At 66.4% G+C, this 24,297-nt stretch carries 29 protein-coding genes and 1 tRNA gene; 12 read left to right on the top strand and 18 right to left on the bottom strand.

Features of this window, described 5'->3' with window-relative positions; translation table 11 throughout:
• The first annotated feature begins 9 nt into the window (after positions 1-9).
• The 3 genes from GRI55_RS13515 to arsN2 are packed head-to-tail and all read left to right on the top strand — an operon-like array spanning position 10 to position 1,498.
• Positions 10-537 carry a ubiquinol-cytochrome C chaperone family protein gene (locus GRI55_RS13515; protein WP_050599220.1) on the top strand — a complete coding sequence of 176 codons (528 nt, stop codon included), beginning with the start codon at positions 10-12 and terminating at the stop codon, positions 535-537.
• Positions 534-1,070 (top strand): YceD family protein, encoded by a 537-nt coding sequence (locus GRI55_RS13510; protein ID WP_063505458.1) that lies wholly within the window; start codon positions 534-536, stop codon positions 1,068-1,070. Before GRI55_RS13515 ends, GRI55_RS13510 begins: the two co-directional genes overlap by 4 nt.
• Positions 1,067-1,498 (top strand): arsenic resistance N-acetyltransferase ArsN2, encoded by a 432-nt coding sequence (gene arsN2 / locus GRI55_RS13505; protein ID WP_160767521.1) that lies wholly within the window; start codon positions 1,067-1,069, stop codon positions 1,496-1,498. Before GRI55_RS13510 ends, arsN2 begins: the two co-directional genes overlap by 4 nt.
• An 88-nt stretch (positions 1,499-1,586) precedes the next feature.
• Here the strand turns inward: arsN2 and GRI55_RS13500 are convergent, their stop codons facing one another.
• The 8 genes from GRI55_RS13500 to GRI55_RS13465 form a co-directional block, all read right to left on the bottom strand.
• Positions 1,587-2,840 (bottom strand): class I SAM-dependent methyltransferase, encoded by a 1,254-nt coding sequence (locus GRI55_RS13500; RefSeq protein ID WP_237452541.1) that lies wholly within the window; start codon positions 2,838-2,840, stop codon positions 1,587-1,589.
• 134 nt (positions 2,841-2,974) lie between these two features.
• A complete protein-coding gene (locus GRI55_RS13495) occupies positions 2,975-3,184 on the bottom strand; it encodes a hypothetical protein (protein WP_156488874.1) in 210 nt (69 codons plus the stop codon).
• A gap of 68 nt (positions 3,185-3,252) precedes the next feature.
• Positions 3,253-4,818: an alkaline phosphatase family protein gene (locus tag GRI55_RS13490; RefSeq protein WP_160767519.1), complete on the bottom strand. Its 1,566-nt coding sequence runs from the start codon at positions 4,816-4,818 to the stop codon at positions 3,253-3,255.
• Between the two features lie 354 nt (positions 4,819-5,172).
• Positions 5,173-5,724 (bottom strand): single-stranded DNA-binding protein, encoded by a 552-nt coding sequence (gene ssb, locus GRI55_RS13485; RefSeq protein WP_050599203.1) that lies wholly within the window; start codon positions 5,722-5,724, stop codon positions 5,173-5,175.
• Positions 5,725-5,823: 99 nt separating this feature from the next.
• The gene (feoB, locus tag GRI55_RS13480) at positions 5,824-7,671 is read right to left on the bottom strand and encodes a ferrous iron transporter B (protein ID WP_050599202.1); all 1,848 of its coding nucleotides are present in this window, start codon (positions 7,669-7,671) and stop codon (positions 5,824-5,826) included.
• On the bottom strand, positions 7,668-7,907 hold the full coding sequence (locus GRI55_RS13475) for a FeoA family protein (RefSeq protein WP_063505453.1): 240 nt from the start codon (positions 7,905-7,907) through the stop codon (positions 7,668-7,670). Before GRI55_RS13475 ends, feoB begins: the two co-directional genes overlap by 4 nt.
• A gap of 68 nt (positions 7,908-7,975) precedes the next feature.
• A complete protein-coding gene (locus GRI55_RS13470) occupies positions 7,976-8,635 on the bottom strand; it encodes a COQ9 family protein (protein ID WP_160767518.1) in 660 nt (219 codons plus the stop codon).
• A 3-nt stretch (positions 8,636-8,638) separates the two neighbouring features.
• Positions 8,639-9,244: an ankyrin repeat domain-containing protein gene (locus GRI55_RS13465; RefSeq protein ID WP_307020109.1), complete on the bottom strand. Its 606-nt coding sequence runs from the start codon at positions 9,242-9,244 to the stop codon at positions 8,639-8,641.
• A 68-nt stretch (positions 9,245-9,312) separates the two neighbouring features.
• Here GRI55_RS13465 and GRI55_RS13460 point away from each other — a divergent pair, with 68 nt between their 5' ends.
• Genes GRI55_RS13460 through GRI55_RS13430 form a run of 7 tightly spaced genes read left to right on the top strand, consistent with a single transcriptional unit; the run spans position 9,313 to position 13,783 of the window.
• On the top strand, positions 9,313-9,912 hold the full coding sequence (locus GRI55_RS13460) for an SCO family protein (protein WP_050599198.1): 600 nt from the start codon (positions 9,313-9,315) through the stop codon (positions 9,910-9,912).
• Positions 9,900-10,376: a YcgN family cysteine cluster protein gene (locus GRI55_RS13455; RefSeq protein ID WP_160767516.1), complete on the top strand. Its 477-nt coding sequence runs from the start codon at positions 9,900-9,902 to the stop codon at positions 10,374-10,376. The genes GRI55_RS13460 and GRI55_RS13455 overlap by 13 nt, the downstream gene beginning before the upstream one ends.
• The gene (locus GRI55_RS13450; RefSeq protein WP_160767515.1) at positions 10,373-11,095 is read left to right on the top strand and encodes a M48 family metallopeptidase; all 723 of its coding nucleotides are present in this window, start codon (positions 10,373-10,375) and stop codon (positions 11,093-11,095) included. The genes GRI55_RS13455 and GRI55_RS13450 overlap by 4 nt, the downstream gene beginning before the upstream one ends.
• A gap of 42 nt (positions 11,096-11,137) precedes the next feature.
• A complete protein-coding gene (locus GRI55_RS13445) occupies positions 11,138-11,593 on the top strand; it encodes a hypothetical protein (protein WP_063505448.1) in 456 nt (151 codons plus the stop codon).
• Entirely contained in the window at positions 11,574-12,545 is a 972-nt protein-coding gene (ribD, locus tag GRI55_RS13440; RefSeq protein WP_160767514.1) for a bifunctional diaminohydroxyphosphoribosylaminopyrimidine deaminase/5-amino-6-(5-phosphoribosylamino)uracil reductase RibD, read from the top strand. Before GRI55_RS13445 ends, ribD begins: the two co-directional genes overlap by 20 nt.
• A gap of 13 nt (positions 12,546-12,558) precedes the next feature.
• On the top strand, positions 12,559-13,176 hold the full coding sequence (locus GRI55_RS13435; protein ID WP_160767513.1) for a riboflavin synthase: 618 nt from the start codon (positions 12,559-12,561) through the stop codon (positions 13,174-13,176).
• Positions 13,177-13,195: 19 nt separating this feature from the next.
• Positions 13,196-13,783 carry a protein-methionine-sulfoxide reductase heme-binding subunit MsrQ gene (locus tag GRI55_RS13430; RefSeq protein WP_160767512.1) on the top strand — a complete coding sequence of 196 codons (588 nt, stop codon included), beginning with the start codon at positions 13,196-13,198 and terminating at the stop codon, positions 13,781-13,783.
• Here GRI55_RS13430 and GRI55_RS13425 read toward each other — a convergent pair.
• From GRI55_RS13425 to GRI55_RS13410, 4 genes are all read right to left on the bottom strand, one after another.
• Positions 13,768-14,277, bottom strand: coding sequence for a type II secretion system protein GspK (locus GRI55_RS13425; RefSeq protein WP_063506529.1), 510 nt, complete (start codon positions 14,275-14,277; stop codon positions 13,768-13,770). The two genes, GRI55_RS13430 and GRI55_RS13425, sit on opposite strands and share 16 nt — an antisense overlap.
• 247 nt (positions 14,278-14,524) lie before the next feature.
• Positions 14,525-15,064, bottom strand: a complete 540-nt coding sequence (locus tag GRI55_RS13420; protein WP_063512479.1) for a GNAT family N-acetyltransferase — start codon at positions 15,062-15,064, stop codon at positions 14,525-14,527.
• Between the two features lie 6 nt (positions 15,065-15,070).
• Entirely contained in the window at positions 15,071-16,252 is a 1,182-nt protein-coding gene (locus GRI55_RS13415; protein ID WP_063505942.1) for an amino acid aminotransferase, read from the bottom strand.
• 111 nt (positions 16,253-16,363) lie between these two features.
• The gene (locus GRI55_RS13410) at positions 16,364-17,164 is read right to left on the bottom strand and encodes a DUF1134 domain-containing protein (RefSeq protein WP_160767511.1); all 801 of its coding nucleotides are present in this window, start codon (positions 17,162-17,164) and stop codon (positions 16,364-16,366) included.
• 232 nt (positions 17,165-17,396) lie between these two features.
• Between GRI55_RS13410 and GRI55_RS13405 the strand changes: the two genes are divergently transcribed.
• A tRNA-Ser gene (locus GRI55_RS13405) sits at positions 17,397-17,488 on the top strand.
• A gap of 230 nt (positions 17,489-17,718) precedes the next feature.
• Here the strand turns inward: GRI55_RS13405 and GRI55_RS13400 are convergent.
• The 4 genes from GRI55_RS13400 to GRI55_RS13385 form a co-directional block, all read right to left on the bottom strand.
• Entirely contained in the window at positions 17,719-18,444 is a 726-nt protein-coding gene (locus GRI55_RS13400) for a carbonic anhydrase (protein WP_082847502.1), read from the bottom strand.
• A 19-nt stretch (positions 18,445-18,463) separates the two neighbouring features.
• The gene (locus GRI55_RS13395) at positions 18,464-19,444 is read right to left on the bottom strand and encodes a calcium/sodium antiporter (protein ID WP_160767510.1); all 981 of its coding nucleotides are present in this window, start codon (positions 19,442-19,444) and stop codon (positions 18,464-18,466) included.
• Positions 19,441-20,631, bottom strand: coding sequence for a Na+/H+ antiporter NhaA (gene nhaA / locus GRI55_RS13390; RefSeq protein ID WP_160767509.1), 1,191 nt, complete (start codon positions 20,629-20,631; stop codon positions 19,441-19,443). The genes GRI55_RS13395 and nhaA overlap by 4 nt, the downstream gene beginning before the upstream one ends.
• A gap of 67 nt (positions 20,632-20,698) precedes the next feature.
• On the bottom strand, positions 20,699-20,908 hold the full coding sequence (locus tag GRI55_RS13385) for a YdcH family protein (RefSeq protein ID WP_160767508.1): 210 nt from the start codon (positions 20,906-20,908) through the stop codon (positions 20,699-20,701).
• 101 nt (positions 20,909-21,009) lie between these two features.
• Here GRI55_RS13385 and GRI55_RS13380 point away from each other — a divergent pair, with 101 nt between their 5' ends.
• Positions 21,010-21,930, top strand: a complete 921-nt coding sequence (locus tag GRI55_RS13380) for a hydrogen peroxide-inducible genes activator (RefSeq protein WP_160767507.1) — start codon at positions 21,010-21,012, stop codon at positions 21,928-21,930.
• Here GRI55_RS13380 and GRI55_RS13375 read toward each other — a convergent pair.
• Positions 21,927-22,232, bottom strand: a complete 306-nt coding sequence (locus tag GRI55_RS13375; RefSeq protein WP_160767506.1) for a hypothetical protein — start codon at positions 22,230-22,232, stop codon at positions 21,927-21,929. The genes GRI55_RS13380 and GRI55_RS13375 overlap by 4 nt on opposite strands.
• Entirely contained in the window at positions 22,222-24,264 is a 2,043-nt protein-coding gene (locus GRI55_RS13370; RefSeq protein WP_160767505.1) for a hypothetical protein, read from the bottom strand. Before GRI55_RS13370 ends, GRI55_RS13375 begins: the two co-directional genes overlap by 11 nt.
• Between the last annotated feature and the right edge of the window lie 33 nt (positions 24,265-24,297).

Genomic DNA, 24,297 nt, shown 5'->3' with positions numbered 1-24,297 from the left:
GAGTTGTTTGTGTCCTTCCTAGCCCGCCTTTTCGGCAACGTCTTTTCCCTTGGCCCCGACCCGCGCGAAGAGTGGCGCCCCCTGTGGCAGCGCACCGTTGCCGAAGCCCGCGATCCCGACTGGTATCGCATGTGCGGCGTCGCCGACAGCGTCGAGGGTCGCTACGACATGATCACGCTGGTGCTCACGCTGGTCATGCTGCGGCTGGAAGACGAAGGCGGGATGGCCGCCAGCACCGCGCGGCTTACCGAACTGTTCGTCGAGGACATGGAGGGGCAGCTGCGCGAAGCCGGAATCGGCGATCCCACCGTAGGCAAGAAGATCAACGCGCTGATGGAAAGCATGAACGGCCGCATCGGCGCCTATCGCGAAGGATTGCGCAGCGATCCGAAGGTGCTGGTCGAAGCCGTGCGCCGCAATGTCACCATGGCGCAGCCCGACGAGGCCGAGGCGCTGGTCCAGCGCATGGCCGCGCTGCATGCCCGGCTCGAGCGGACGAGCATGGATCAGCTGCGGGCGGGCGAGTTTGCCGCATGAGCGCACCCGAACTCAGCCGTCCGATCAAACCGCGCGCCCTGCCTGCAGGGCCATTGACCGTTGACGCCGGCGAGACCGAACGCGCAGCGCTGGCTGCGCGGTTCGGCGTCACCGCTATCCCGGCGCTTACCGCCACCGTGGATTTCGGCACCAAGGATGATGCCGTGCTGGCAGAAGGCACATTGGCCGCGACCATCACCCAGCCCTGCGCGGTCACGCGCGAGGAACTGAGCTATGACGTGAGCGAGCCGCTCATGCTGCGCTTCGTGCCCGCCGGATCGGTGCCCGACTATGCGCCCGACGAGGAAATCGAGCTCGACGCCGAGGATCTCGACCAGATCGAATACGAAGGCGATGCGTTCGATCTGGGCGAAGCGATCGCGCAGACGCTCGCGCTGGCGATCGATCCCTATCGCGAAGGTCCGGGCGCCGAGGAAGCGCGCCGCAGGGCCGGCATCGTAAGCGACGAGGAACAGGCCCCCAGCGGCCCGTTGGCCGAGGCGCTGGCAGCACTGAAAAAGGACCAGGCATGACGGCGCTGACAATCACCCCCATGGCCTCGCTCGAGGAGCTTGTTCCGGCGCTCGCGGCGGAGGGGCTGCCGGTGGATGATATCGAAGACGACGGGCGCGCGTTTTTCGCCTTCCATCACGCGGGTCGCTGTATCGGTTTCGGGGGGATCGAGGGCGATGGCCCGGACCGCATTCTGCGCTCGGTCGTCATCCTCGGCGCGGCGCGCGGTCAGGGCACAGGGCGCGAGGCCGTCGCGCTACTGGAAAGCGAGGCGCGCCGTCAGGGTGTCGCCCGGCTGCATTTGCTGACCACCACCGCAGCGGACTTTTTCCGCAAGCTGGGTTACCGCGATCACGACCGCGAGGATGCGCCCGCAGCGGTCGCATCCTCGCGCGAATTCGCCGCGCTGTGCCCCGCCAGCGCCGAATATCTGGTCAAGCCGCTGTAACCCATCAGAACGGAAGATCGTCGGCGAGGCCGTCGTAGTTCGAACCGCCGCCGGGCCCGATGCCGCGCCGCTCTGGCCGCGTGGGTCGTCAGTTCCGCTCGAACCAGTACAACGTTCGCGTTGGCAGCACATCCACTGCCTTCACGATCCGCGCGCGCTGCGACAGCAGGTTGGCGAAGGTTTCGTTGCGATAGTCCGGGAAGATATCCGGCCGCTGGGACAGCAACAGCTGCACCATCGGGTCTTCCTTGTGGGGGAATTCGATCACTCCGGCAGGCGCAAGGGACACGAGCCAGTCGACTGCCATGTCGAGCGGTACGTTGCGCCCGATGGCAATGTGGTGAATGAACGCGAGTGCCAGAAGCGCATCGGGCTGGGCGCGCCCGGCAAGGCCCATCCGCTCCGCCTCCCCCCAGCCCTGCGAGGGACTTGGATTGGCTGCATCGAGCCACAGCGGCAGCAGATCGAGCTGTTCCAATTGCGCGCGCTTGAAGGCAATTTCCAGTGCGCCGTGGTCGAAATCGAAACCGATGACCTTCCCGGCCCCGGCCTCTAGCGCCGACTTCGAATAATCGCCCGTATTGCAGCCGAGATCGTAGAGCAGGCCCGGCTCGATGGCGGCGACCACCTCCTTGACCAGATCGTGCTTGGCCTCGGCTTCGGGAGCGGCGTAACTGGTGTTGTTCGCGTAGTCGCCCCACACCGTCTCGTGCGACGGGACTTCCATTTTCGCGATGGCCCCGCGCAGCCCGCGAAGCATGCCTTCGAAGCTCGAGCGCGGCAGGCGCGCCTCGCGGTACCGCGACGACCCCGTCGTCGTCTGCACCGACCGGTTCTGCAATGTCGCCTGGGCGATAACGTGGGTCAGCACGGTCCAGTTGAGCCGCTTCCTCAGCGGAACGAGTTTGGCCAGGTCTTCCGGCGCAATGCCTTCGAGCGATCCGCGGAACCAATGGTTCGGCTGGAGATCGAGCATCGACCACATCAGCAGCGGATTGAGGAACTGCATGCAGAACTGGCGATGCGCGGCCCAGATCTCGCCTTCCTCGTACGGGCGGATCGACAGATGGTCGATATGGACCGGTCGAGTCCCGTCGAATTGCATGTTGTAAGCAGTCGCATCGCTGAGCGTGAAGTCCTGGGCCAGAAGCTCGAGATGCAGGTCGAGATGCGCCAGCGCCGCCACCTTGTGCAGGCTGAAGCTCCATTCATACGGATATGAGATGAACGGGATCTGCGGATGGGAAAGGAGCACATCGGCCTGTTCGATCCCTACTTGCGATGCCTGTTCGGTCACATCGGTGAAATCGACTAGCCGGCCCCTCTCGACCAGTTTTCGCATGACGCCGGATTCATCCGCTCGTGCAAAATTGCTCGCCGCGTTACCCGTTATCGAGCGGAACACCTTCTCGCCGACGCGGAATATTCGACCGCCCGGATCGCGAAACGAACCGGGGTCCAGGACTGCGCTGGCGCTCATTCTTCGCCGCTGGGTTTCTGGCGGCTAAACAGCGCTTTCACCTTGTACAGCGAAGTGCGGAAGAACAGCGTCGCACCGGCAACTGCACCGATCGCCGCCTGCAGGACAATGCTGCCCGTCGCGGGATCGATATACGCGTGGGCCGGCGCAGATAGACTGAGCATGGCGGCAAGGCCAACGAGCGAAACCATGGTTCTGTGATACATCGAGATTCCTTCGCAAGGGGTCTGGGCTGTGGTCAAACGTGAAGCGGTTTGGCTAAAATCTTATTAATCTACCGGGTAAAACCCGGCAGCGGCCGCCACTCGCGCGGGGTGCCAGCCGCATCTGTCACCGCTACCTGGTCCACCGCGGGCGCGGGCCGCGGAGCTGCAGCGAACTCGCGCGCGCGGAAATCGGCCATCAACCGGCCGAGAGAATGCGTTCCGGGCACCTCGCCCGGGCTTTCACCGGGAACGCGGATCGCGAAAAAGGTCGAATAGGACATCAGCAACTCGCGCGGCGAAAGCTGTGGCCCGTCAACAAATGGCTGCGTAGGAGCAATCCGCGATCCGTGATCGCCGTGGATCAGGACGATCGCCTCGCGGCCTGCGGGAGTGCGATCGAGCGCATCGAGCAGCCGGTCGAGCCGCTGCTGGAGACAGCGCACCTGGTCGGCATAGCCTTGTTCGCGCGCAGCGGCAGTGCCCGGCCCGTGTTCATCGAGCCACCGGGATTCGGGTTTCACCGTGCAATCGGCGGCTAGCATATAGGGATCATGCGGCAGCAGAATATGTGCGAACTTCACTTCCCCCTCGCGCAAACCGGCGACGTCAGCGATGAAACTGTCGAACTGCCCTAGCGAGGTCAGCGGAAACAGCTCGCTGCGATTATGGGCCAGCCGAGCCCCGGGGTCCGGGCGAATCCTGCCCGTGGCGGAGCGGATCGTCCTGGTCAGGTTAAGCATCGTGAAGCCGAACACTTTCGCACGGTCGGTCGCGCTCATTTCGGTGTCGAGCATGGAAGACAGCCCGGAACTTTCGAACGTTCTGCACCGTGTCAGTTTCTGTTTCACGCACAGATCGAAATACGCGGGGAGCAAGGCGTCGATGCGATAACCCATCAAATCGAGATCCGCGAAATATGGCAGTTGTTCGGGTATCGAATATTCCGAGGTGATCGAGTGGACCACGGGTTCGTCCTGCCCGTAGGAAAACAGTGCCGGAAGCGAGTTCAAGGTCTTCGCATACGGGCTGTAGGCGCGCGGATAGACCTGGAAATCATGGCTGGTGAAGAAGCGGACCTGCTCGGACCGCAAGTCCCGGTAGATGTCCGGACCCAGTGCCATGCCGTCCAGCCCGAGATAGGAATCGAGCACCAGGTGAACGATCGCCGGGCGGTCCGCGCGATCGCGATCGGGGTCCTGCAGGTTCTGCGCCTCGTTCCCGGCTTCGCGCGGGCTGCCGTCATCGAGAACCAGTTCGGCACCTTGAAAGAAGAGGACCGCTGCGGCCGCCGCGAAGAGGATCTTCACGAAGACCTCGCGGACATAGAAAGCGATCACTGCGAAAATGGCCCAGCAGCCTAGGAACCAGATAGCAGAGATCGATGCGTTCAAGTCGACCAGCACCGCTGCGAAGAGTGCCACGACGAGGAACCACAGGCGCGGTTTGGCTGCTTGCTGGATGAGAGCCATCACCCCCCCGACCAGCGCAAGCGCCAGCATGGTTATCGCTACCTCGGGCCGGAAAAGCGGATAGCCGTTGAAGTTGAGCAGATTGAAGAAGCTGGCCCACAGCGCGACAATCCACACGCAATGCGAGAGCCAGCGATCGCTCGATGTCTCGTCCTGAATGCTCATCCTCACGTACCCCCTGAACCGGGTCGGGGTAGGTGCATCTTGGTTAAGATGCCCTAAAGGCGCGGGGGGCGGGCTGATCCGGCAGGAACGGCTTCGGATCGCTGCGCGGCAGGGGTTACCTGCCTATGGGCGCTTGTGGTCGGCGCGAGCGGCGTTGGCTCATCGAGCGCAGCTGGCAAGAATGTCGCTCGCTCCGAAGAGGCAAGCTCCTCCGGTTCCCTGCCACCCCACCGCTGCACGCCTCGTGGCAATACGCCAGCATCACAAGCACCTCGGCCCCCTACCCGCGAAGGAAGGAGGCCGTGGCTATCACGATTGCGATAGGCAGTTTGGCGCGCCCCGGGCGCAAGTCGATCAGAACGGAATATCGTCGTCGAGGTCGTCGTAGTTCGAGCCGCCGCCGGTTCCGCCCATGCCGCCGCCGGCAGCGCCGCCACCCGCAGCGCCGCCGCCCTGGTTCCAGCCGCCGCTCTGGCCGCCACCGCCCGAACCGCCTCCCTGGTCCCACGACCCGCCGCCGCCGCCGCGATTGCCGCCGCCACCCGCACCGCCCTGGGCACCGTCAAGCATGGTCAACGTGCCGTTGAGGCCGCGCAGCACGACTTCGGTCGAATAGCGGTCGTTACCCGACTGGTCCTGCCATTTGCGCGTCTGCAGCTGGCCTTCGATATAGACCTTGCTGCCCTTGCGCAGGAAGCGTTCGACAACGCCGACCAGACCTTCGGAAAAGATCGCGACCGTGTGCCATTCGGTGCGTTCCTGGCGCTCGCCGGTGTTGCGGTCTTTCCAGGTTTCGCTGGTGGCGATCCGCAGATTGGCGACCTTGCCGCCATTCTGGAAGCTGCGGATTTCCGGATCGGCACCGAGATTGCCGATGAGCATGACTTTGTTGAGGCTTCCGGCCATCGAATCATTCCTTCGTAACTGTTGACCCACGGCCTAACCCAGCCCGCCAGCGGGGGCTAGACGGGCGCGGCTGCGTTTCCACCGGACCGGACCCGGTTTCTACAGTCCCAGCGCGGTCGCGATCCAGAAGGTCAGCCCGGCAAAGACATAGGCCAGCACGAACAGGTAGACGACCATGAAGGTCGGCCATTTCCAGCCATTGGTCTCGCGCCGGGCGACGGCGATGGTCGAGATACATTGCGGCGCGAAGACGAACCAGGCGAGGAAGGCCAGCGCGGTCGGCAGGCTCCACAGCGCGGCGATCCGGTCGGTCACGCCTTCGGCGGCGAGATCCTCATCCTCGGCATCGACGGCATAGGTCGTTGCCAGCGCCGACACTGCCACTTCGCGCGCCGCCATGGCGGGGATCAGCGCGAGGCTCATCTCGCGGTTGAAACCGATCGGTTCGAGCACCGGGTGCAGGCCGTCGGCCACCATGCCCGCAACGCTGGCATCGAGCTGGCTTTCGCCCGGCTCGGCCTTGGGGAAGCTGAGCAGCAGCCACAGCGCGATGGTGACCATGAAGATGATCGTGCCCGCGCGGCGCAGGAAGACATAGGCGCGTTGCCACAGGCCGATCGCAAGGTCCTTGATCCGCGGCAATTGATAGCGCGGCATTTCCATGATGAACCCGCTCGCCGCGCCCTTCGCCAGCGTGTTGCGCAGCACCAGCGCAACCACCAGCGCACCTACGATCCCGGCAAGATAAAGCGCGAACAGCACCAGCCCCTGCAGTCCGATACCCGGCCCGACGCTCGTCTCCGGGATGACCGCCGCGATGATGACGGCATAGACCGGCAGCCGCGCCGAACAGGTCATCAGCGGCGCGACGAGGATCGTGGTCAGCCGGTCCTTGGGATCGGGGATCGAGCGCGCGGCCATGATCCCGGGGATCGCACAGGCGAAACTGGACAGCAGCGGAATGAAGCTTTTGCCCGACAGGCCGACCCCGGCCATCAGACGGTCCATCAGGAAGGCCGCGCGCGCCATGTAGCCGCTTGCCTCCATCAACAGGATGAAGAAGAACAGGATCACGATCTGCGGCAGGAAGACCACCACCGACCCCACGCCGGCAAGCACGCCTTCGGTGATGAAATCGCGGATGAAGCCTTCGGGCATGATGCCGCTCACCCAGCCGGAAATCGCCCCGACTGCGCCGTCCAGCGCATCGGCGAACGGGGTCGCCCAGGCGAACACTGCCTGGAAGATCACGAACAGCAGGCCGAACAGGATGACCGGGCCGACCCACGGATTGAGCAGGACGCGGTCGATGCCGTTCTCGATCGTGTGCCGTGCCGATGCCGAGAGCGTGGCCCCGCGGGCCATGTGCTTGGCGACCAGCCGCCGTTCGGGCAGCGTGACATGGCCGCGCCACTGCGCGTCTTCGGCGGCATGGGTTTCCGCCTCGGCGATGGCGGCGGTCAGTTCCTGCAGCCCCCTGCCCCGCACGGCGACGGTCGGGATCACCGGTACGCCGAGCGCGGCGGACAAGGCCGCCGGATCGAGCGTGAGCCCGTCGCGTTCGGCGAGGTCGATCATGTTCAGCGCGACCACCGTCGGCCGGCCGAGCTCGAGTACTTCCTGCGCGAAGACGAGATGCTGTTCGAGATTGGCGGCGTCGACGACGAGCACGATGACCTCGGGCGTGGCCTCGCCTTCGAATTCGCCGTGGACGACCTTGCGCGTCACTTCCTCGTCGGGGCTCGCGGCATCGAAACTGTAGGAACCCGGCAGGTCGATCAGCTCGAGCGGTTCTCCGCTCGGCAGCGTCAGGCGGCCGGCCTTGCGCTCCACCGTGACGCCGGGATAATTGGCGATCTTCTGCCGCGCGCCGGTCAGCGCGTTGAACAGGGCCGACTTGCCCGCATTGGGGTTGCCGACCAGCGCGGCGATACGTTTGCGGGTCATACGGGTTCCACCTCGATCGCCAGCGCGTGGCTGCGGCGCAGTGCGATGGTCATCCGGCCGACGCGCACCGCCAGCGGGTCGCGGGTCCCGAAAACGCCGCGCCGCGTCACCGCGACCTCGACGCCTTCGTCGATGCCCAACGCCTTCAGGCGCTTGCCTTCGCTCTCGTCCAAGGAGGCCCAGTCAACCGCCACGATTCGCGCGGTCCTGCCGTTTTCAAACCCGTCCAGCGTCATGCGCGCCGCACTGTCAGAACTGCGCGCTTGTTGCAACCGGTTATCAATAGCGCGCTGTTTGCGCGGGCCTATCTGGCGGGGTAGCGCAACCGGCCGAGAAAGCGCGTTACGCTGAAGGTCTCGCGCTCGGGACCGAACCATTTGGCCTTGGCCTTCTCGAACTTCATCACCCCGTCGATCCGCCGCTCGAGAAATGCCGCGGTGTCGGCCTTGCCGTCGCTTTCGTCGGCGATGAACACCGTCAGCGTCGCGCCGTAGATCGAGGCAAGGATCGCGCGCTTGGTGTAGTGGTTGTAATCGGTCGCCGTATCGCCCGCGAGCCGCCACATCACATCGGCGCTGTTCCAACCGGTCTTGAGCGCGCGCGGTGCGTTCTGCGGCATGGCCATGATCGCCAGCGCGCGGCGCAGGGATTCTTCCTGCCCGGCCACCGCATCGAGCCGGTATTGCACCAGCGCGCGGATGCGTTCGCGGATCTTCATGCCCGCAAGTTTCTCGGGCGGCAGGTCGAGCACCATCTGCCGGTCGATCGTTTCGATCCAGGCGCAGATCATGCCCATCGCGCCTTCGTCCTTGAACGCGAGCCGCGCGACATCTCGGTCTGCGCCGAGCTGGTCGGCGGCCATTTCCAGCGCGGCATCGCTCCAGCCGTCGAACACCGCCGCATCGGCAATGCCGGGCGCCAGCGCGAGCCGCAATTCGTCGAGCGTGAGGTCGGCAACGTCCATGGTTCAATTCGGTCCGTAGGTTTCGGTCTGTTCGCCGCGATCGGCTTCGGCGCGTTCGATTTCCTGGAGCAGACCGGAACGCGCGCCCATCAGCCGCGCATAGTCGCGCGCGGTGCGGCCCGAATTGTCGGCCCGGTCGGCATCGGCTCCCTCGGCGATCAACAGCCGCACCAGCGGTCCGTCGCGGCGGTGCACGGCGGCGATCAGCGGCGTTTCGCCGGTGCTGTTGGGGACATCGACCGCGGCCCCGCGTTCGGCGAGGATCTCGACGCCTTCGACAAAGCCGAGCTGCGCGGCAAGCTGCAGCGGCGTGGCGCCCTTGCGGTCAGCGATATTGGGATTGGCGCCCTTGGCCAGCAAGAACCGCAGCCAGACGGGATCGCGCCGCTGGGTGACGATGTGCAGCGCGGTCTCGCCGCTGGTGATGTCGCGCGAATTGACCAGCACGTTGCCGGGTTCGGACAGGAGCTGCGTGGCTTCGGTCCCGTTGCGTTCCTTAACAGCATCGAGGAACTTGTACCCGTCGCGCTGCGCCTGGGCATGGACCGGCCCGGCGACCAGCGATCCCGCCAGCGCTGCCAGAAGAGTGTATTTCGCGAACCGTTTCACCGTCGGAGCCCCTATTTTTTCGCAGTTCATTGGCTGACTCGCCCTTGCCGAGCGCGGGTTAGCAGACCATGAACCGTGACACCATGCTACGCAACTCCGCCCCGCTTGTCGCCGCCCTGCTCGCCCTCGCCGCCTGCCAGGATGCCCCGCCCGAACAGCCGCCGCTGGCCGGTGCCGCGATCGGCGCCGAATTCACGCTGACCGGCGAGGACGGCGATCCCGTCAGCTGGAGCGACTTCGACGGCCAGTACCGCACGCTCTACTTCGGCTACACCTATTGCCCCGACGTCTGCCCGGTCGATACGCAGCGCGCGATGGCCGGCCTCAAGGCCTTCGAACAGGCCAATCCCGAGCTGGGCGCGCAGATCCAGCCGCTGTTCGTCAGCGTCGACCCCGCCCGCGACACCCCCGCGGTGCTCGCCGAATTCACCGACAGCTTCCACCCCCGCCTGGTCGGCATGACCGGCACCAAGGAACAGATCGACGCGGTGACCGAAGCCTTCGCCGCGGTCTATTCGATCGAGGAACCCAACGAGGCGGGCGGCTATCTGGTCGGGCATACCAACATCACCTACCTGTTCGGCCCCGATGGCGAGCCGCTGGCCATGCTGCCGACCGACCAGGGCCCCGAAGCGGTTGCCGCGGAACTGGACAAATGGGTGCGCTGAGGGACCGGTTCTGGGAACGGCCGCTGGCCGATCTCACCACCGAGGAATGGGAAGCGCTGTGCGACGGCTGCGGGCGCTGCTGCCTGCATAAGGTCGAATATGAGGACACGGGCGAGATCGAGCACACCAATGTGGCGTGCACGCTGCTCGATCCGCAGACCGCGCAGTGTACCGATTACAAGCATCGCAAGTCCTTCGTCCCCGATTGCCTGCGGCTGACGCTGCGCATCGTCGAGGATGTCACCTGGCTGCCGGCGACCTGCGCCTATCGCCGCCGCGCAGACGGGCAGCCGCTACCGCGCTGGCACTACCTGCTGAGCGGCGACCGCAAGGGCGTGGTCCGGGCCGGCGTATCGGTGGCCGGGCGCGTCGTGCGCGAAGACGAGGCGGGTCCGCTGGAACACCATGTGGTCGACTGGGGCGACGGTGACGGGCCGGACGACGACGAAGGCGGTGCCACGTGATCGACTGGCTCCGCCGCGACGCGCTGGAGCCGGTGATCGAGCTCGGCGATCGCACGCTTCCGATCGAGATAACCCGCCACCGGCGGGCGCGGCGGCTGACGCTGCGGCTGGCAGCGGATGGCAGCGCGGTGCGGATCACCCTGCCGCACTGGGCGCGCAGCGCCGAAGCGACTGCCTTCGCCCATGCGCGGCGCGACTGGCTCGCCGCGCAGCTCGCCAAGATCCCGCCCAAGCGCGATCCGGCGGGTGAGGGGCGGCTGCTGTACCGCGGTCGCGAGCTCGCCGTCGACTGGCGCGGCGATGCACCGCGCAGCCCGCGGCTGGATGGCGGCAGGCTGACGCTGGGCGGACCGCACGACACGCTTGCCAGGCGGCTCCAGCGCTGGCTCGAACAGGAATCGCTGCGCCTGTTCGCCGAAGATGCGGCGGACTATTGCGCGCGCGGCCAGCTCGCTCCCGCGCCGGTCAGGCTGAGCCGGGCGCGCAAGCGTTGGGGCAGCTGCTCGTCCGAAGGCGTGCTGCGGCTCAACTGGCGGCTGGTGCAGGCGCCCGATGCGATTCGCCGTTCGGTGGTCGCGCACGAGGTCGCGCATCTGGTTCATTTCGACCATTCGCCCGCGTTCCACGCCTTGCTCGCCCGGCTGTACGAAGGCCATATCGCGCAGGCCAATCGCTGGCTCTCAGCGCATGGGCGCGAGCTCTACGCCGCCTTCGACTAGCCCCACTGGCGCGGGCCCGCGAAAGTGCCTATCTTGCGCCGCATGCGCTTCAAATCTCGCTTCGATGCCAAGGCCGGGTTCGCCGACCTGTGGGACTATATTCGCGAACCGCGGCCCTATCGCTGGCCGTTTCTCGCGTTGTCCCTCGCCATCCCGCTGACCGGGCTGGCCATGCTGACGAAGGAATCGCATTTTCGCCCGCCCGACGCGCCCAAGGTCACCTATATCTCGACCTTCGCCGAAGGGCGCACCGACGAGGAAATCCGCCAGTCGAACATCGCCAACCAGCAGCGCAAGGAAGCGCGCGAGGCCGAGCTGGCCGAACTGGAGGCGCGCAGGATCGAAGCCTACAAGGCACTCGGCCGCGCAACCGGGCTCGACGTCGAGGCGATGGAACGCGAAGCGGCCATCGAACGCGCCCGCGAAGAAGCGGAAGCCGAAGCGCGGCGGCGCGAACTCTACCCAGCGGGCACGGCGGTTGACGACAGCGGCGAGTGACACGCGCTGGCTTGATGCGGCCGCGCGGCTGAGCACGCGCGCCCGCCCCGCCAGCTATCCCAATCCGGGCGTGGGATGCATTCTGCTGCAGGGCGACCGCGTGGTCGGGCGCGGCTGGACTGCTGCGGGCGGACGCCCCCATGCCGAAGCCGCCGCGCTGGCGCAGGCGGGCAAGGAAGCGCGCGGGGCCACCGCCTATGTCACGCTGGAACCCTGCGCCCACCGCTCGCCGCGCGGTCCGGCCTGCAGCGACCTGCTGGTCGAAGCAGGAGTGGCCCGCGTCGTCGCCGGGGTCGAGGATCCCGACCCGCGCACTGCGGGCGACGGGCTGGCGCGCCTGCGCCATGCCGGGATCGAGGCCGGGCTGCTGCGCTCCCCTGCAGCCGAGGCCAGCCTTGCGGGCTATCTCACCCGCACCCGCCATGACCGGCCGCATGTCACGATGAAGATCGCCATGTCGCTCGATGGCTGCATCGCCATGGCCGGCGGCGAAAGCCAGTGGATCACGGGGCCGCAGGCGCGCGCGCATGTCCACGCGCGGCGCGCGATGGCCGATGCGATCCTGGTCGGCGGGGGCACCTGGCGCGCCGACCGGCCCAGCCTCGACGTGCGGCTGCCCGGACTGGGCGAGCGCAGCCCGCAGCGGGTGGTGCTGTCGCGGGGCGTCGCGCCCGACGGCGTCACGATCATCAACCGGCCGGAGCAGGTCGCCCAGCTCGAAGCGCTGTATCTCTATGTCGAAGCAGGGGCGAATGTCGCGGCCAGCTTCCTCGCCGCCGATCTCGTCGACCGGCTGGAAATCTACCGCGCGCCGATCATCGTCGGGGCCGGGCGCGGCGCGGTCGCCGATATCGGGCTCGAACGGCTGGACGACGCACACGGGCGCTGGGCGCTGGCCGAACGACGCCAGCTTGGCAGCGACAGCTTCGCCGCCTACAGCCGCCTGCGGTAATCAGGGAGTACGCATGTTCACCGGGATCGTCACCGCCATCGGCACCATCACCACGGCAGAGGACAAGGGCGACCTGCGGGTCACTGTGGCCTGTCCGTGGGACCCGGCGGGCATCGATATCGGCGCCTCGATCGCCTGTTCGGGCGTCTGCCTGACCGTTGTCGAAAAGGGCGGCGAGGAAGGCGATGCCTGGTTCGCGGTCGACGTCTCGGGCGAGACCGTCAGCCGCACGGCGCAGGACCAGTGGCATGCGGACCGCCGGCTCAATCTCGAACCGGCGCTGCGGCTGGGCGATGAACTGGGCGGCCATCTGGTCACCGGTCATGTCGATGCGGTGGGCAGCGTGGTGCTGGCCGAGGATATCGGCGGGTCCACCCGGCTCGAAATCCTCGCTGGTGCGGACATTGCCCCGTTCGTCGCGGAAAAGGGGTCGATCACCATCGACGGCGTTTCGCTGACCGTGAACGAGGTCGAGGACGAACCCGGCGGCGAAGTACGCTTCGCGCTCAACATCATCCCCCATACGGGCGAAGTGACCACGCTGGGCGACCTGTCCGAAGGCGATACGGTCAATCTCGAGATCGACGTGCTCGCACGCTATCTCAAGCGGATGCAGAGCCTCGCCGGCTGATACGGGTACCGACAAGACAATGCTGAAAGCTTTCGCCGGTTCGCGCCCGCTGCTGTGGCTGGTGCTTGCCCTGCCCGGCCTGTGGATCGCCGGACGCTGGACCTTCACGCCCGATCTCTACGGCTATGGCCACGCGATCGGCGACAGCGGCGACTGGGCGGCCTGGCTGCTGATGGCGACGCTGGCGGTCACCCCGCTGCGGTTGCTGCTGCGGCGGCAGAGCTGGACGCTCTGGCTGATGCGCCGGCGCCGCGATATCGGCGTGGCCAGCTTTGCCTATGCCGCGCTGCACACGGCGATCTACCTGGTGCGCAAGGGTTCGCCCGAATTCGTGCTGGCCGAATTGTCGAGCGGCTATATCGTCGCGGGCTGGGCCGCCTTCGCCTTGTTCCTGCCGCTGGCGCTGACGTCCAACGACCTGTCGGTGCGGCGCATGAAGCGGGCATGGAAACGGCTGCATCGGCTGGTCTATCCCGCCGCGATCCTGACCTTCCTGCACTGGGTCTGGTCGGCCTTCGATCCGACCACGGCCTGGATCCACGTGGGGATCCTGGCCGCGATCGAGATCGTCAGGGTTGCGCTGCAGCGCCGTCAGAGAGTGACGTAGTTCTTGAACCGTTCGACTTCGGCTTCGTCGACATACTTGCCGATTTCGCGATCGAACACGCCCATGTCGGCATACGGACGGTATTCCTCGAATTCGTGGACCATCTTGTCGGTCATGCCGGGGATGAGGCGGATTTCTTCCTCGGTGCCGCTGTTCAGATTGACCGGCACGAAGACATCGACCAGCACCTGTGCGGCTTCATCCTCGCCCAGCGTCTCGAGCAGCGCGGCGTTGAGATCGGTCACGCTGGCATAGGGCTGGCCGGCAACGATCGCGGCAGCCAGTTCGTCGCTGACGCCGTCGAGCGCGGCGAGCTGTTCGGCAGTGGCCGTGTTCGCGTCGAGCACGGCGGCGGTTTCGGCGGCCGCGGCGTCATCGATGGTTTCGACTTCGGCGGTGTCGGTCGTCTCGGCCGTTTCGTCGGCAGCGCCCGAGCAGGCGGCCAGCGAGAGCATCGCACCCGAGAGGGCGGAAGCGAGAACGAGTTTACGCATAAATTGATTCCTCCTTTTGAGAAGCGCTCGCAATAAACACACTGGCGGCGAATGGAAAGCGAAGCGTGGCGATTTTCCTACGCCCGCAAAATCTGCTCAACGCTGGAGGATGCCGCAGCCCTCTCGCCCCTTGCGATCCTCCCGTTCGGCAGATGCGGTCACCTGCCGCCGTTTTTTCCGTCTGGACCGTGTAACATGCGGTCCATGTGACAGGACTTGGGGGCGGCAGTCCTACATTCGTCCTACATCAGCCCAGCGGCCCGCCAGTGAAAGCTTCGCGGTCGATCTCGTACACCAGATGGATCACCCGCTTGCCCTGGTACTTCTCCAGTTCGTAGCGGGTGGTGCGCTGCGCGCCGATCGCCTCCAGCGCATTGCGCGAGCGGTAGTTGGTGTCGCCGACGCGGAATTCGACCAGTGCGACGCTTGCGAACGCATGAGCCAGCATGGCGCGCTTCATCTCGGGGTTGTAGCCCTTGCCCCAGCAGCGCGGCGCCAGGAAGGTCCAGCCGATCTCGACCACCCCGCCCTCGTCGGGATCGAACCGGTCGAAACGCGTCATGCCGAGCATGCGCTCGTCGCGCCGGTCGAGCACGGCCAGCGCGCCCCCGCTGGCCAGACAGGTGTCGAAAAAGGCGTCGAACACCTCGCGCCGCCAGCGGTCGTGGATCGGGTGCTGTTCCCACACCGCCGGGTCCGACGCGATGGCATGAAGCGCTTCGCGATCGGTCTCGGTCAGCGGGCGCAGGACCAGCCGCTCGGTCTCGAGGATCGGCTGGCGATCCATCGCCGTTCAGTTCCCGGTGACGTCTGCCAGCGCGGCGATGAACTTGGCGGTGTTGCCCTCATGCAGGCCAGCCACGTTGATCCGGCCCGACCCGGCCATGTAGATGCCGTGGTCCTCGCGCAGGCTGACGATCTGGTCCTTCGACAGCGGCAGCACTGCAAACAGGCCGTTCTGGTGAGCCAGCGTCGCGAGATTGAGCCCGGGCACGTCGTTGTCCGCCGCGGCCAGCCGCTCGCGCACGCGGCGCATGCGTTCGCGCATCTCGGCCAGCTCGTCGAGCCAGGTCGCGGTCAGCGCGTCATCGCGCAGCACGGTGCGCACCGCCGCGCCGCCGTGATCGGGCGGCATCGACCAGTTGGCCCGCGCCAGCGCATTGGCGTTCGAGGTGATCGCGGGCAAATCGTCCGCGCTCTTCGCGATCATGTAGAAGGCACCCACGCGGTCGCGGTAGAGACCGAAGTTCTTGTCGCAGCTGTAGGCCACCAGCGCTTCGGGCACCTTGGCCAGCACCTTGCGGACGCCCGCGACATCCTCTTCCAGCCCCAGGCCGAGGCCGTGATAGGCGACATCGAGGATCGGCAGCACGCCGCTATCGGCCAGAGCGTCCGCGATCCGGTCCCATTGCTCGGGAGTGTAATCGACCCCGGTCGGATTGTGGCAGCAACCGTGCAGCAGCACCGCATCGCTGGCGCGCGCATTGGCGATCACGTCGAGCAGCGCGTCGATATCGGCCGTGCCGTCCGGGGCTGCATGGCGGAAGGTGCCGGTTTCGACGCCCACGTCCTCGAGGATCTGCGCGTGATTGGGCCAGCTCGGCGTGCCGAGATAGACGCGCTGCACGCCCGCCGCCTTCGACAGCGCGACTGCGAGCCGCACCGCGCCGGTGCCGCCCGGCGTCTGCATCCCTTCCAGGCGGCCACCCATCGCGGCGTCTTTGCCGAAGATGTAAGGCTTGAGCGCATCGACGAAGCCGGTGTCGCCTTCGGGCCCGAGATAGCTCTTGGAATCCTGCGTATCGACCAGCTTCTGCTCGGCCGCCTTGATCGCGCGGAAGACCGGCGTCGCGCCGTCATTGGTGCGATAGACGCCGACGCCGAGGTCGATCTTGTCCTCGCGCGGGTCCTGTGCGTGCATCTTGATGAGCGCGAGCAGCGCGTCGGGAGACTGGGCGTCGAGTTGGTCAAGCATGCCCGCCTCATCGCCCGATATGCCAAGGGCCGCAACAGGAAATCCCGCTGCGGCCCCGTGCCCGTGCGAATTATGGTTGGGCGGTCCGAAGGGCGTCTTGTGCGCCGTGGTTCAGAAGGGCAGCCAGCGATGCTTCTTGGAGAACTTCATGTAACCCGCATTGACCCCGAGCCGCAGCCCGGCGCCCATCCGGATCGGGATCAGCACGATGTCGCCCTTGCGCAGATAGCTGGCGGTGAGCCCGCCGATGACGTAGGCCTGCCCCTCGCCCGCGGGATAGCGCTCGTACAGCTCCTCGCTGTCGTAGAGGTTGTAGACCAGCACGAAGGTGCTGCCGGCATTCGCCCCGGCGTCGAAACCGATCGACGGGCCCGTCCAGTAGACCGGCTGTTCGCCCTCGACCTTGTGGTAGAGCGTGCCCGATCCGTACCGCGCACCGACGATGAACGCCCCGCCCGCCTCGCGACCGACGATATAGGCATTGGGCTCGCCCTGGTCGGCCAGCAGGTTGCGGATCATCTTGGCGACCCCTTCGGCGCCCTTGCCGAACACGCCCTCCGCCGCGCCGATCAAATCGTCCTCGCGGTAAGTGGTCGCGGGATCGTCGACACCGGCGCCGTTAACCGCTTCGCCCGCGGCCTGTTCGGCCGATTGCTCGGACCATTGCGGCTGGTCGGCATAGGTTTCCGCCGGGCCCTCGGCGGGCGCGGCCGCCTGCGGCGCGGGGGTGTAGCTCGGCGTCGGCGCCGGATCGCCATAGACTGGCTGGTCGCCCGGCTGTTCGACCAGGTCGCCATCGATCGCATTGTTCGGATCGATCGTCTCGACCTGTGCGGCCAGCGGGGCGGCGGCGAGCCCGAATGCGGCGAGCGCAAGGCCAAGGCGCGGCCAGTTGCGTGTGAATGTGGTCATCGATCCCTCCGTGTCGGCGGCGCTGGCGCAGACAGCTGCGCCGTGAGAAGAATCCCCTTTGAGCGCCCCGGCAATGAAACGGCGATGAACCGAATCGGAAATGCGGCGAAGCGAGTCGTTTCGGGGGTCGGGCGGTGTCCGCAGCCTTGCCGCAAAACTCCCCTTGATGGGCCGGGATACCGTGGCTATAGCGCGCCCCTCGCAACCGGCAGCGCCGGACCATGCGACATGCGGAGACGTGGGTGAGTGGCTGAAACCAGCTCCCTGCTAAGGAGCCATACCTGGTAACGGGTATCGAGGGTTCGAATCCCTCCGTCTCCGCCACTGGCTTCTCGGGCCGATATCCGAATCCCCTCTTGAGAAAGGCGAACGTCCGTCCGGCGCGAACTCCGAGCCGGTCGGTCAACCGGCGAGGATACGGCTGTGGGGCACGAGGGATGCGGTGCGCAGGCACTGGTATCGCGCCGCCTTCGTTCAGCAATACTGTCTGGCAATCGCGCCCCGGTGCCCCTCCCGCGCGGCGGCGGGCCGGGGACCGGGACACGCCTTGGCGCCTACGGCTGGTCGAAGAAGTCGACCTTGCCGGTGTCGAGGTCGTAATGCGCGCCGACGACCTTGAGCTTGCCCGCCGCCTGCGGGTCGAGCAGCAGCGGGTCGGTCGTGGTGCGCAATTGCTTGACCACGCGCGACACATTCGCGCGGATGGCGTTGTCCAGCATGTCGCCCTCGCTGCCCCGGACTTCGAGAACCGCGGGAATGATCGGTTCGATCATGCGGCCGATGCTGCCCGGGAAGGTGGCGTTGTCGTCGACGACTGCCTTGGCCGCCTTGACCGCGCCGCAGGATTCGTGGCCCATGACCACGATCAGGGGCACGCCCAGCTCTGCCACGGCATATTCGATCGAGCCCAGCGCCACCGTATCGACGGTGTTGCCCGCATTGCGGATGATGAACAGTTCGCCCAGCCCGCGGCCGAACAGGATTTCGGGCGAGACACGGCTGTCGGAACAGGTGACATAGGCCGCGAACGGCGCCTGTCCCTGTGCGATCTCGAGGCGGCGCTCGCGTCCGACAGGAGCGGCCGTCGGCACGTCGTTAAGGAAGTTGCGATTGCCCTCGATCAGCAGTTCGAGCGCCTGATCGGGAGAGAGCGCGGTCTTGCCGTCGACCACGGGGGCCAGCCGGGCGGGCTGCGGGGCCTGGGCCGCGGCCATGCCGGTACCGGCAGCCATCGCGCCGCCGGCCACTGCGGCACCGGCGAGTACATTGCGTCGAGACATCATGTTATGCTCCTTTGGTTCATGCGGTGAGGACGAGGAAACCGAGATAGCCGGCATACGCCGCCAGCAGCGCGAAAGCGGGCAGGCGCGACACTCCGCGGGCTGCGGTGAGGAAAAGGATGACCACCGCGCTGGCTACGACAAGGCCGATATCGAGCGGCAGCAGCCCTGCCGGGACCGCACCGGGAGCCATCAGCATCGTGGCGCCGCCGATCCCCAGAAGGTTGTAGATGTTCGAGCCGACGACATTGCCGAACGCGACTTCGGGCTGCCCCTTGCGCGCAGCGACAACCGAAGTGACCAGTTCGGGCAGCGATGTGCCGATCGCGACGATGGTCAGACCGATGAGGGTCTCGCTCAGCCCCGCGATCCGCGCGAGATTGATCGCCCCGTCGACCAGCAGGCGGCCGCCACCGACCAGCACCGCCAGCCCGATAAGCGTCAACATCACCGGCCGCGTCCAGCCATTGCGGGCGCCGTGCAGACCTGTATCGGTCAATTCGAGGGCCTGCGCCCGATCGTAAGGCGCATTATGAACCACTGCAGGGTCGGCAAGGCGTTCCTCGCGGTAGCACCAGGCGATATAGCCGGCGAGGGCCGCCAGCAGCAGCACTCCGATGACCAGGCTGCCCACTCCGGTCAGCGCGAGCAGGAACAGTACCACGCTGCCGGCAAGCGCCACTACCGGATCGCGCCAGCGGTTGGTCGAGGCAATCGCCATCGGGGCCACCAGCGCGGCAGCGCCCAGTATCAACAGGCTGTTGGCGATATTGGAGCCGACGATGTTGCCCCAGGCGATCGCGGGCGATCCCATAAGGGCAGCTTCGATACTGGTCACCAGTTCGGGCATGGACGTGCCGAGACCGACGATCACCACCCCGATGACCAAAGCGCTGACGCCCGCCTTCTCAGCCAGCGCGACCGCGCCGCGCACCAGCAATTCGCCGCCGAAAACAAGCGCGACCAGACCGAAGACGGTGAATAAAAGAGCAGATATCATATAGTAACGGTACCATCGGCCCGGCGCACAGCAAACCGGAGGACCAGGATGCCTGCCAGCGCCGAGACCAGCGATCCGCCCAGCACGCCGAACTTGACCGCGGCGATCTGTCCGGGATCGACGAAGGCGAGATTGCCGATGAACAGGCTCATCGTGAAACCGATGCCGGCAAGGCAGGACAGGCCATAGACGTGGCGCAGGCCCACACCCGCGGGCAGCGTCGCCAACCCGCTTTTCACCGCCAGCCAGCAGGCCCCGAATATCCCGAGTTGCTTACCGACGACCAGCCCTGCGGCGATGCCGAGCGACAGCGGTGCGAGCAACGCGTCGATCCCGGCCCCGGCGAACGACACGCCGGCATTGGCAAAGGCGAAGATCGGCAGGATCAGGAAGGCCACCCAGGGGTGCAACGCATGTTCGAGCCGCTCGAGCGGACGTTCGTCGCCGACCGCGATGGGCACGAACATCGCGGTGGCCACACCGGCCAGCGTGGCGTGCACGCCGGACTTGAGAACGCAGATCCACAGGAATGCAGCGAGCAGGAAATAAGGAATCGACCGGGCAACACCCGCGCGGTTGAGCAGCAGCAACCCTGCAGCCGGCACCAAGGCAAGGGCGAGCGCGCCAAGGTTCATGTTCTCGGTGTAGAACAGCGCGATGATCGCGATCGCGCCGATATCGTCGATGATTGCAATCGCCAGCAGCAGCGCCTTCAGCGCGACGGGAACGCGCGATCCGAGCAGCGCGAGCAAGCCCAGCGCGAAGGCGATATCGGTCGCCGCGGGGATTGCCCAGCCCCGCAGGTTTTCCGGTGAACCGAGATTGAGGCCCACGAAGACCAGCGCCGGCACGACCATGCCGCCGATCGCGGCGTAGACCGGGAGCGACGCCTGTTTCCAGCTGCGCAACTGGCCGGTCACGATCTCGCGCTTCACCTCGAGGCCGATCAGGAAGAAGAACAGCGCCATCAGCCCGTCGTTGATCCACAGCAACAGCGGCTTGTCGATCGCGACCAGACTGCCCGCGCTGAATACCACCGGGGTGGCGAGGAAGGCCTCATAGGCGGGCAGCAGCGCGGAATTGGCGATGGCCAGCGCCACCGCGGCAGCGACGATCAGAACGATGCCGCCCGCGCTCTCGCTGGCGATGAAGGCGCGCAAGCGCTCGGTGGAAGTGAGTAGGGTCATGGGAGAGAAGGCGACGGCCGGCTCCTGAGCTTGGTTGGGGAGGGGAAGTTCGGCCGCCGCCTGCGGGTCAGCTTGGGAAGCTGCGCCCGTAATAGTGGTTCTGGAGCGAGGCGATCTTGTCCTTGAGACGCAGCCTGAGGCGCTTCATTGCCTTGACGTCCTCGGTCGCGCCGATCGCCTTGGTGGTATCGATCAGCCGATTGAGCGCGCGATGTTCGCGCAGCATGCGGCGCAGATAGGGCTTCATGATCTTTTCATCGGGTGACCTCTTGGTCATGTCGCTCTCCATCGTTGTGTCGAGCCGATATGCGCGGTGCCCGCACTATAATCCAATTCGAATTCTTGCGCCGAGCTCATAAGAAAAGCTAATGGGAGAGCATGGCTACTCTCAAGCAGATCGCGATCTTCGCGAAGCTCGCCGACACCGGCAATATGAGCGAGGCGGCGAACGCCCTTGCGCTGACCCAGCCGGCTTTGAGCCAGCAGTTGCGGACGCTCGAGACCAGCCTGGGGCTCAAGCTGTTCGAACGCGTCCCCAAGGGCATGCAATTGACCCCGGCAGGACGCGACCTGTTGAGCGCGGCGCGCAATGTACAGAATGCGGTGCGCGACTTCGATGATGCCGCCGACCGCGCGGCCGAACGCTTCGTGGGATCGATCCGTTTCGGAGTGACGCCAACGCTCGGCCCCTACCTCATGCCCAGCGTGATCAAGACGCTGCATCGGCGCTATCCGGGGCTGCGGCTGTACATCCGCGAAGGCATCCCCGACCAGCAGCACGCGGAACTGGCGGCCGGCGAACTCGACATGGTGCTTTCCCCCTTGCCCATAGCGGGCCGGGGTCTCGCCATCGAACCGCTGTTCCGCGAGCCGCTGCGCATCGTGGTCCCGCCCGACGATCCGCTGAACGAACGACCGCGACTGGCCGCTGCCGACTTCGCTGGCCGGACATTCCTCACGCTCGACCACCGTCACCACTACCACCGCCAGCTCGAGACTATCTGCGGACATCTGGATGCCACCGTGCTGGCCGATTACGAAGGCACCAGCCTCGACGCCGTGCAGCAGATGGTCGGCTCGGGCGTCGGGCTGGCGATACTGCCCGAACTCTACATCCGCTCCGATGCAGGCGGGCTCGATGTCGTCCGCATCGCCGAACCGGAAGGATGGCAGGAATATCGCAGCGTGGGCGTCGCCTGGCGGTCCTCCGCGGCCTTTGCCGAACTCTATACCGAAATCGGTGAAACCATCGCCGAAGAAGCGCGAATCCGCCTGTCGGGTGCCGGCCCCAGGGGCTAACCGGCCGGCGGATCGCAGGCGTCGCCCGCCCCGCCCTCGTCCGCGTGGTGGGCGCGCTTGGGGGCAGGATAGGGCAGGTCGAGGACGGTTTCGGCGCGCGATCCGCGATGGCGCACGGTCAGCCGCAAACCGTCCTCAGCAATCGCGAAGCCGATCGTCGCGCTGCTCGTCACCAGCGTTCCCTGCGGCGCTGCACCGGCATCGCTGCAATAGCTTTCCGCGCAGCTTTCGCAGCCGGCACCCCCCGCAGCTGGCCCGGCCGCAACCAATCCTGCGAAAGCGAGCCAGAGGCTAGTCTGCATGACGGGTTTCTCCGCCGTTCTGCACCACGGTGAATCCGCCCCCGCCCTCGGACGGACCGGCATAGGTGATCCGCAGACTGTTGTTGTCGCCGTTCTGCGTGATGCTGACATCGTAACCGCTGCCCGACTGAGTCACTTCGACCGCGTTCCCCGAACCTTGCTGCGTGACGGTGGCCCCCAGTTCGCTGCCGCGCTGGTCCCAGGTGATCGAGTTCCCGTCGCCCTGCTGCTTGAGTTCGGCCTGGAGGTTGCCATTGCCCTGGGCGTCCTGGGTTAGCTGCACCGTATTGAGATCTCCCGCCATCTGGACGTTCGCGGTCATGCCGTTCGCCGCGCCCGACTGGTCGATCGCGCCATCATTTTCGCGGCCCGACTGCGCCAGCGAAGCGCTGCGGACGGTGCCCCCACCCGTTTGCACGATCGAAGCGATATTCTGCACATCCGCGCTCTGGTCGATATCGGCTTCGACCGTCCCCGCCTCAGGCTGCGCATTGGCCTGTTCGATCGTCGCCTCGTTGTTGGGAGAAGTCTGGTCGATGGAAGCGATCGTCCCGCCCGTTTCCTGGAAAATGCGGGCCATGTTGTTGTCGGTCCCACTGCCTGCCTTGATCGACGCTTCGCCGGCGGTGCCCGTGCCCTTCTGGCTGATCTCGCCCTCGTTGGCGTTGCCGTTCTGGTCGATCTGGGCTTTCAGCGCGGGCCCTTCCTGGGCCACGGTTGCGCGGCCGCGGCCACCCGGCTGGGTGACGCTCGCATTGCTGCCCGTGTCGCCGCCCCCGCGTCTCTGCTCGATCGTCGCGCGGTTCGCGCTGCCGCCCTGATCGATGTCGACCGTGTCGGTACCCGAAGCGGCATCTACGACCTGGTCGACCGTCGCCTCGTTCTCGTCGGTGTTGTCGGTCGACTGGTCGATCCCCGCGACGCTGCCGCCACCCGCGCCACGCTGGCGGACGACCGCGGTATGCGTGCTGCCGGTCTGGTCGATATCGGCCGAATTGTTGCCGCCCGCGCCGCTCTGCTCGATCAGCCCTTCCAGGCTTACCGAACCCGCGCCCGCCTGATCGATCTGCGCCTTGTTGTTCGGCGAATTTTCCTGCCGCACCACCGCGCTGCCATCGGTCCCGTTCTGGTCGATCGTGGTGACATTGCCCTTCCGGCCCTCCTGCACGATGGCAACTTCCGATTTCTCGCCCGCCTGCGCCACGCTGGCTTCGTGCGCTCCATCCTCGCCGCGCTGCGAGATATCGGTGGTGTTCTCGCCGCCATCCACATCGACGTCGGCCACGTTACCCCGGCCCGAACCGGTCTGCACCAGTCGCGCGCGGCTTGAGGGGCCATTCTTGATCGCGATCGACGCCTTGGCGCCGATTTGGGTCTGGCGCACCTGGCCCGTGCTGCCCCCGCCCTGCGACAGCGTGACGTCGGCCAGCGTACCGCTCGCTTCCTGGACGATTTCGCTGCGATGGTCGTGACCCGCAAGCGTATGCGTCTGTTCCGCACCGCTGGCGCTGCCCGCGGGATTGGCGTGCTGGATGCCGACCGAGAAATTGGCATCGCCCTGCTGGCGGATATCGACCACGCCCTTGTCGCCGCGCTGGTCGATATAGGCCGTGCTGTCGGTGCCCGCAGCGCTGTCATTGCCAAGGCGGATCGTCGCGGACGAACCGTCGGCTCCATCACCCGCGTCGTCGCTCTGGTAGATGGCCGCGGCATTATCGACCCCGAGATAGGTGATCCGCGCCGTCGCCCCGCGCGCCTTCTGGAAGATGCCGCGGGCCGGGTCGGGCTGTAGTTGCCGGCCGGTGAACAGCTCGATCGCCGTCACTTCGCCCAACGTACCCGACTGGTCGGAGCGCTGGACGATTTCGGCGGTGCTGGTCTCCCGGGTCACGGCGTCGGCCTGTTCGACCAGCGACCCGGAGCCGCTTGCGCCGCCATCCTGCGCAGCTGCGGCTGATGGTGCACAGGCCGCATATCCTGCGCTTAACGCCGATACGGCTGTCGCCGCGGCCAGGGTGTTGAGCTTCTTCATGGTTTCCTCCTTTGCAGTGGGGATCGCGGGCGG

It is taken from the genome of Qipengyuania citrea (assembly GCF_009828015.1).
Lineage (GTDB): Bacteria > Pseudomonadota > Alphaproteobacteria > Sphingomonadales > Sphingomonadaceae > Qipengyuania > Qipengyuania citrea.
Note: the sequence above shows the minus strand (reverse complement) of the source record. Positions and strands in the feature narration are given on the sequence as shown.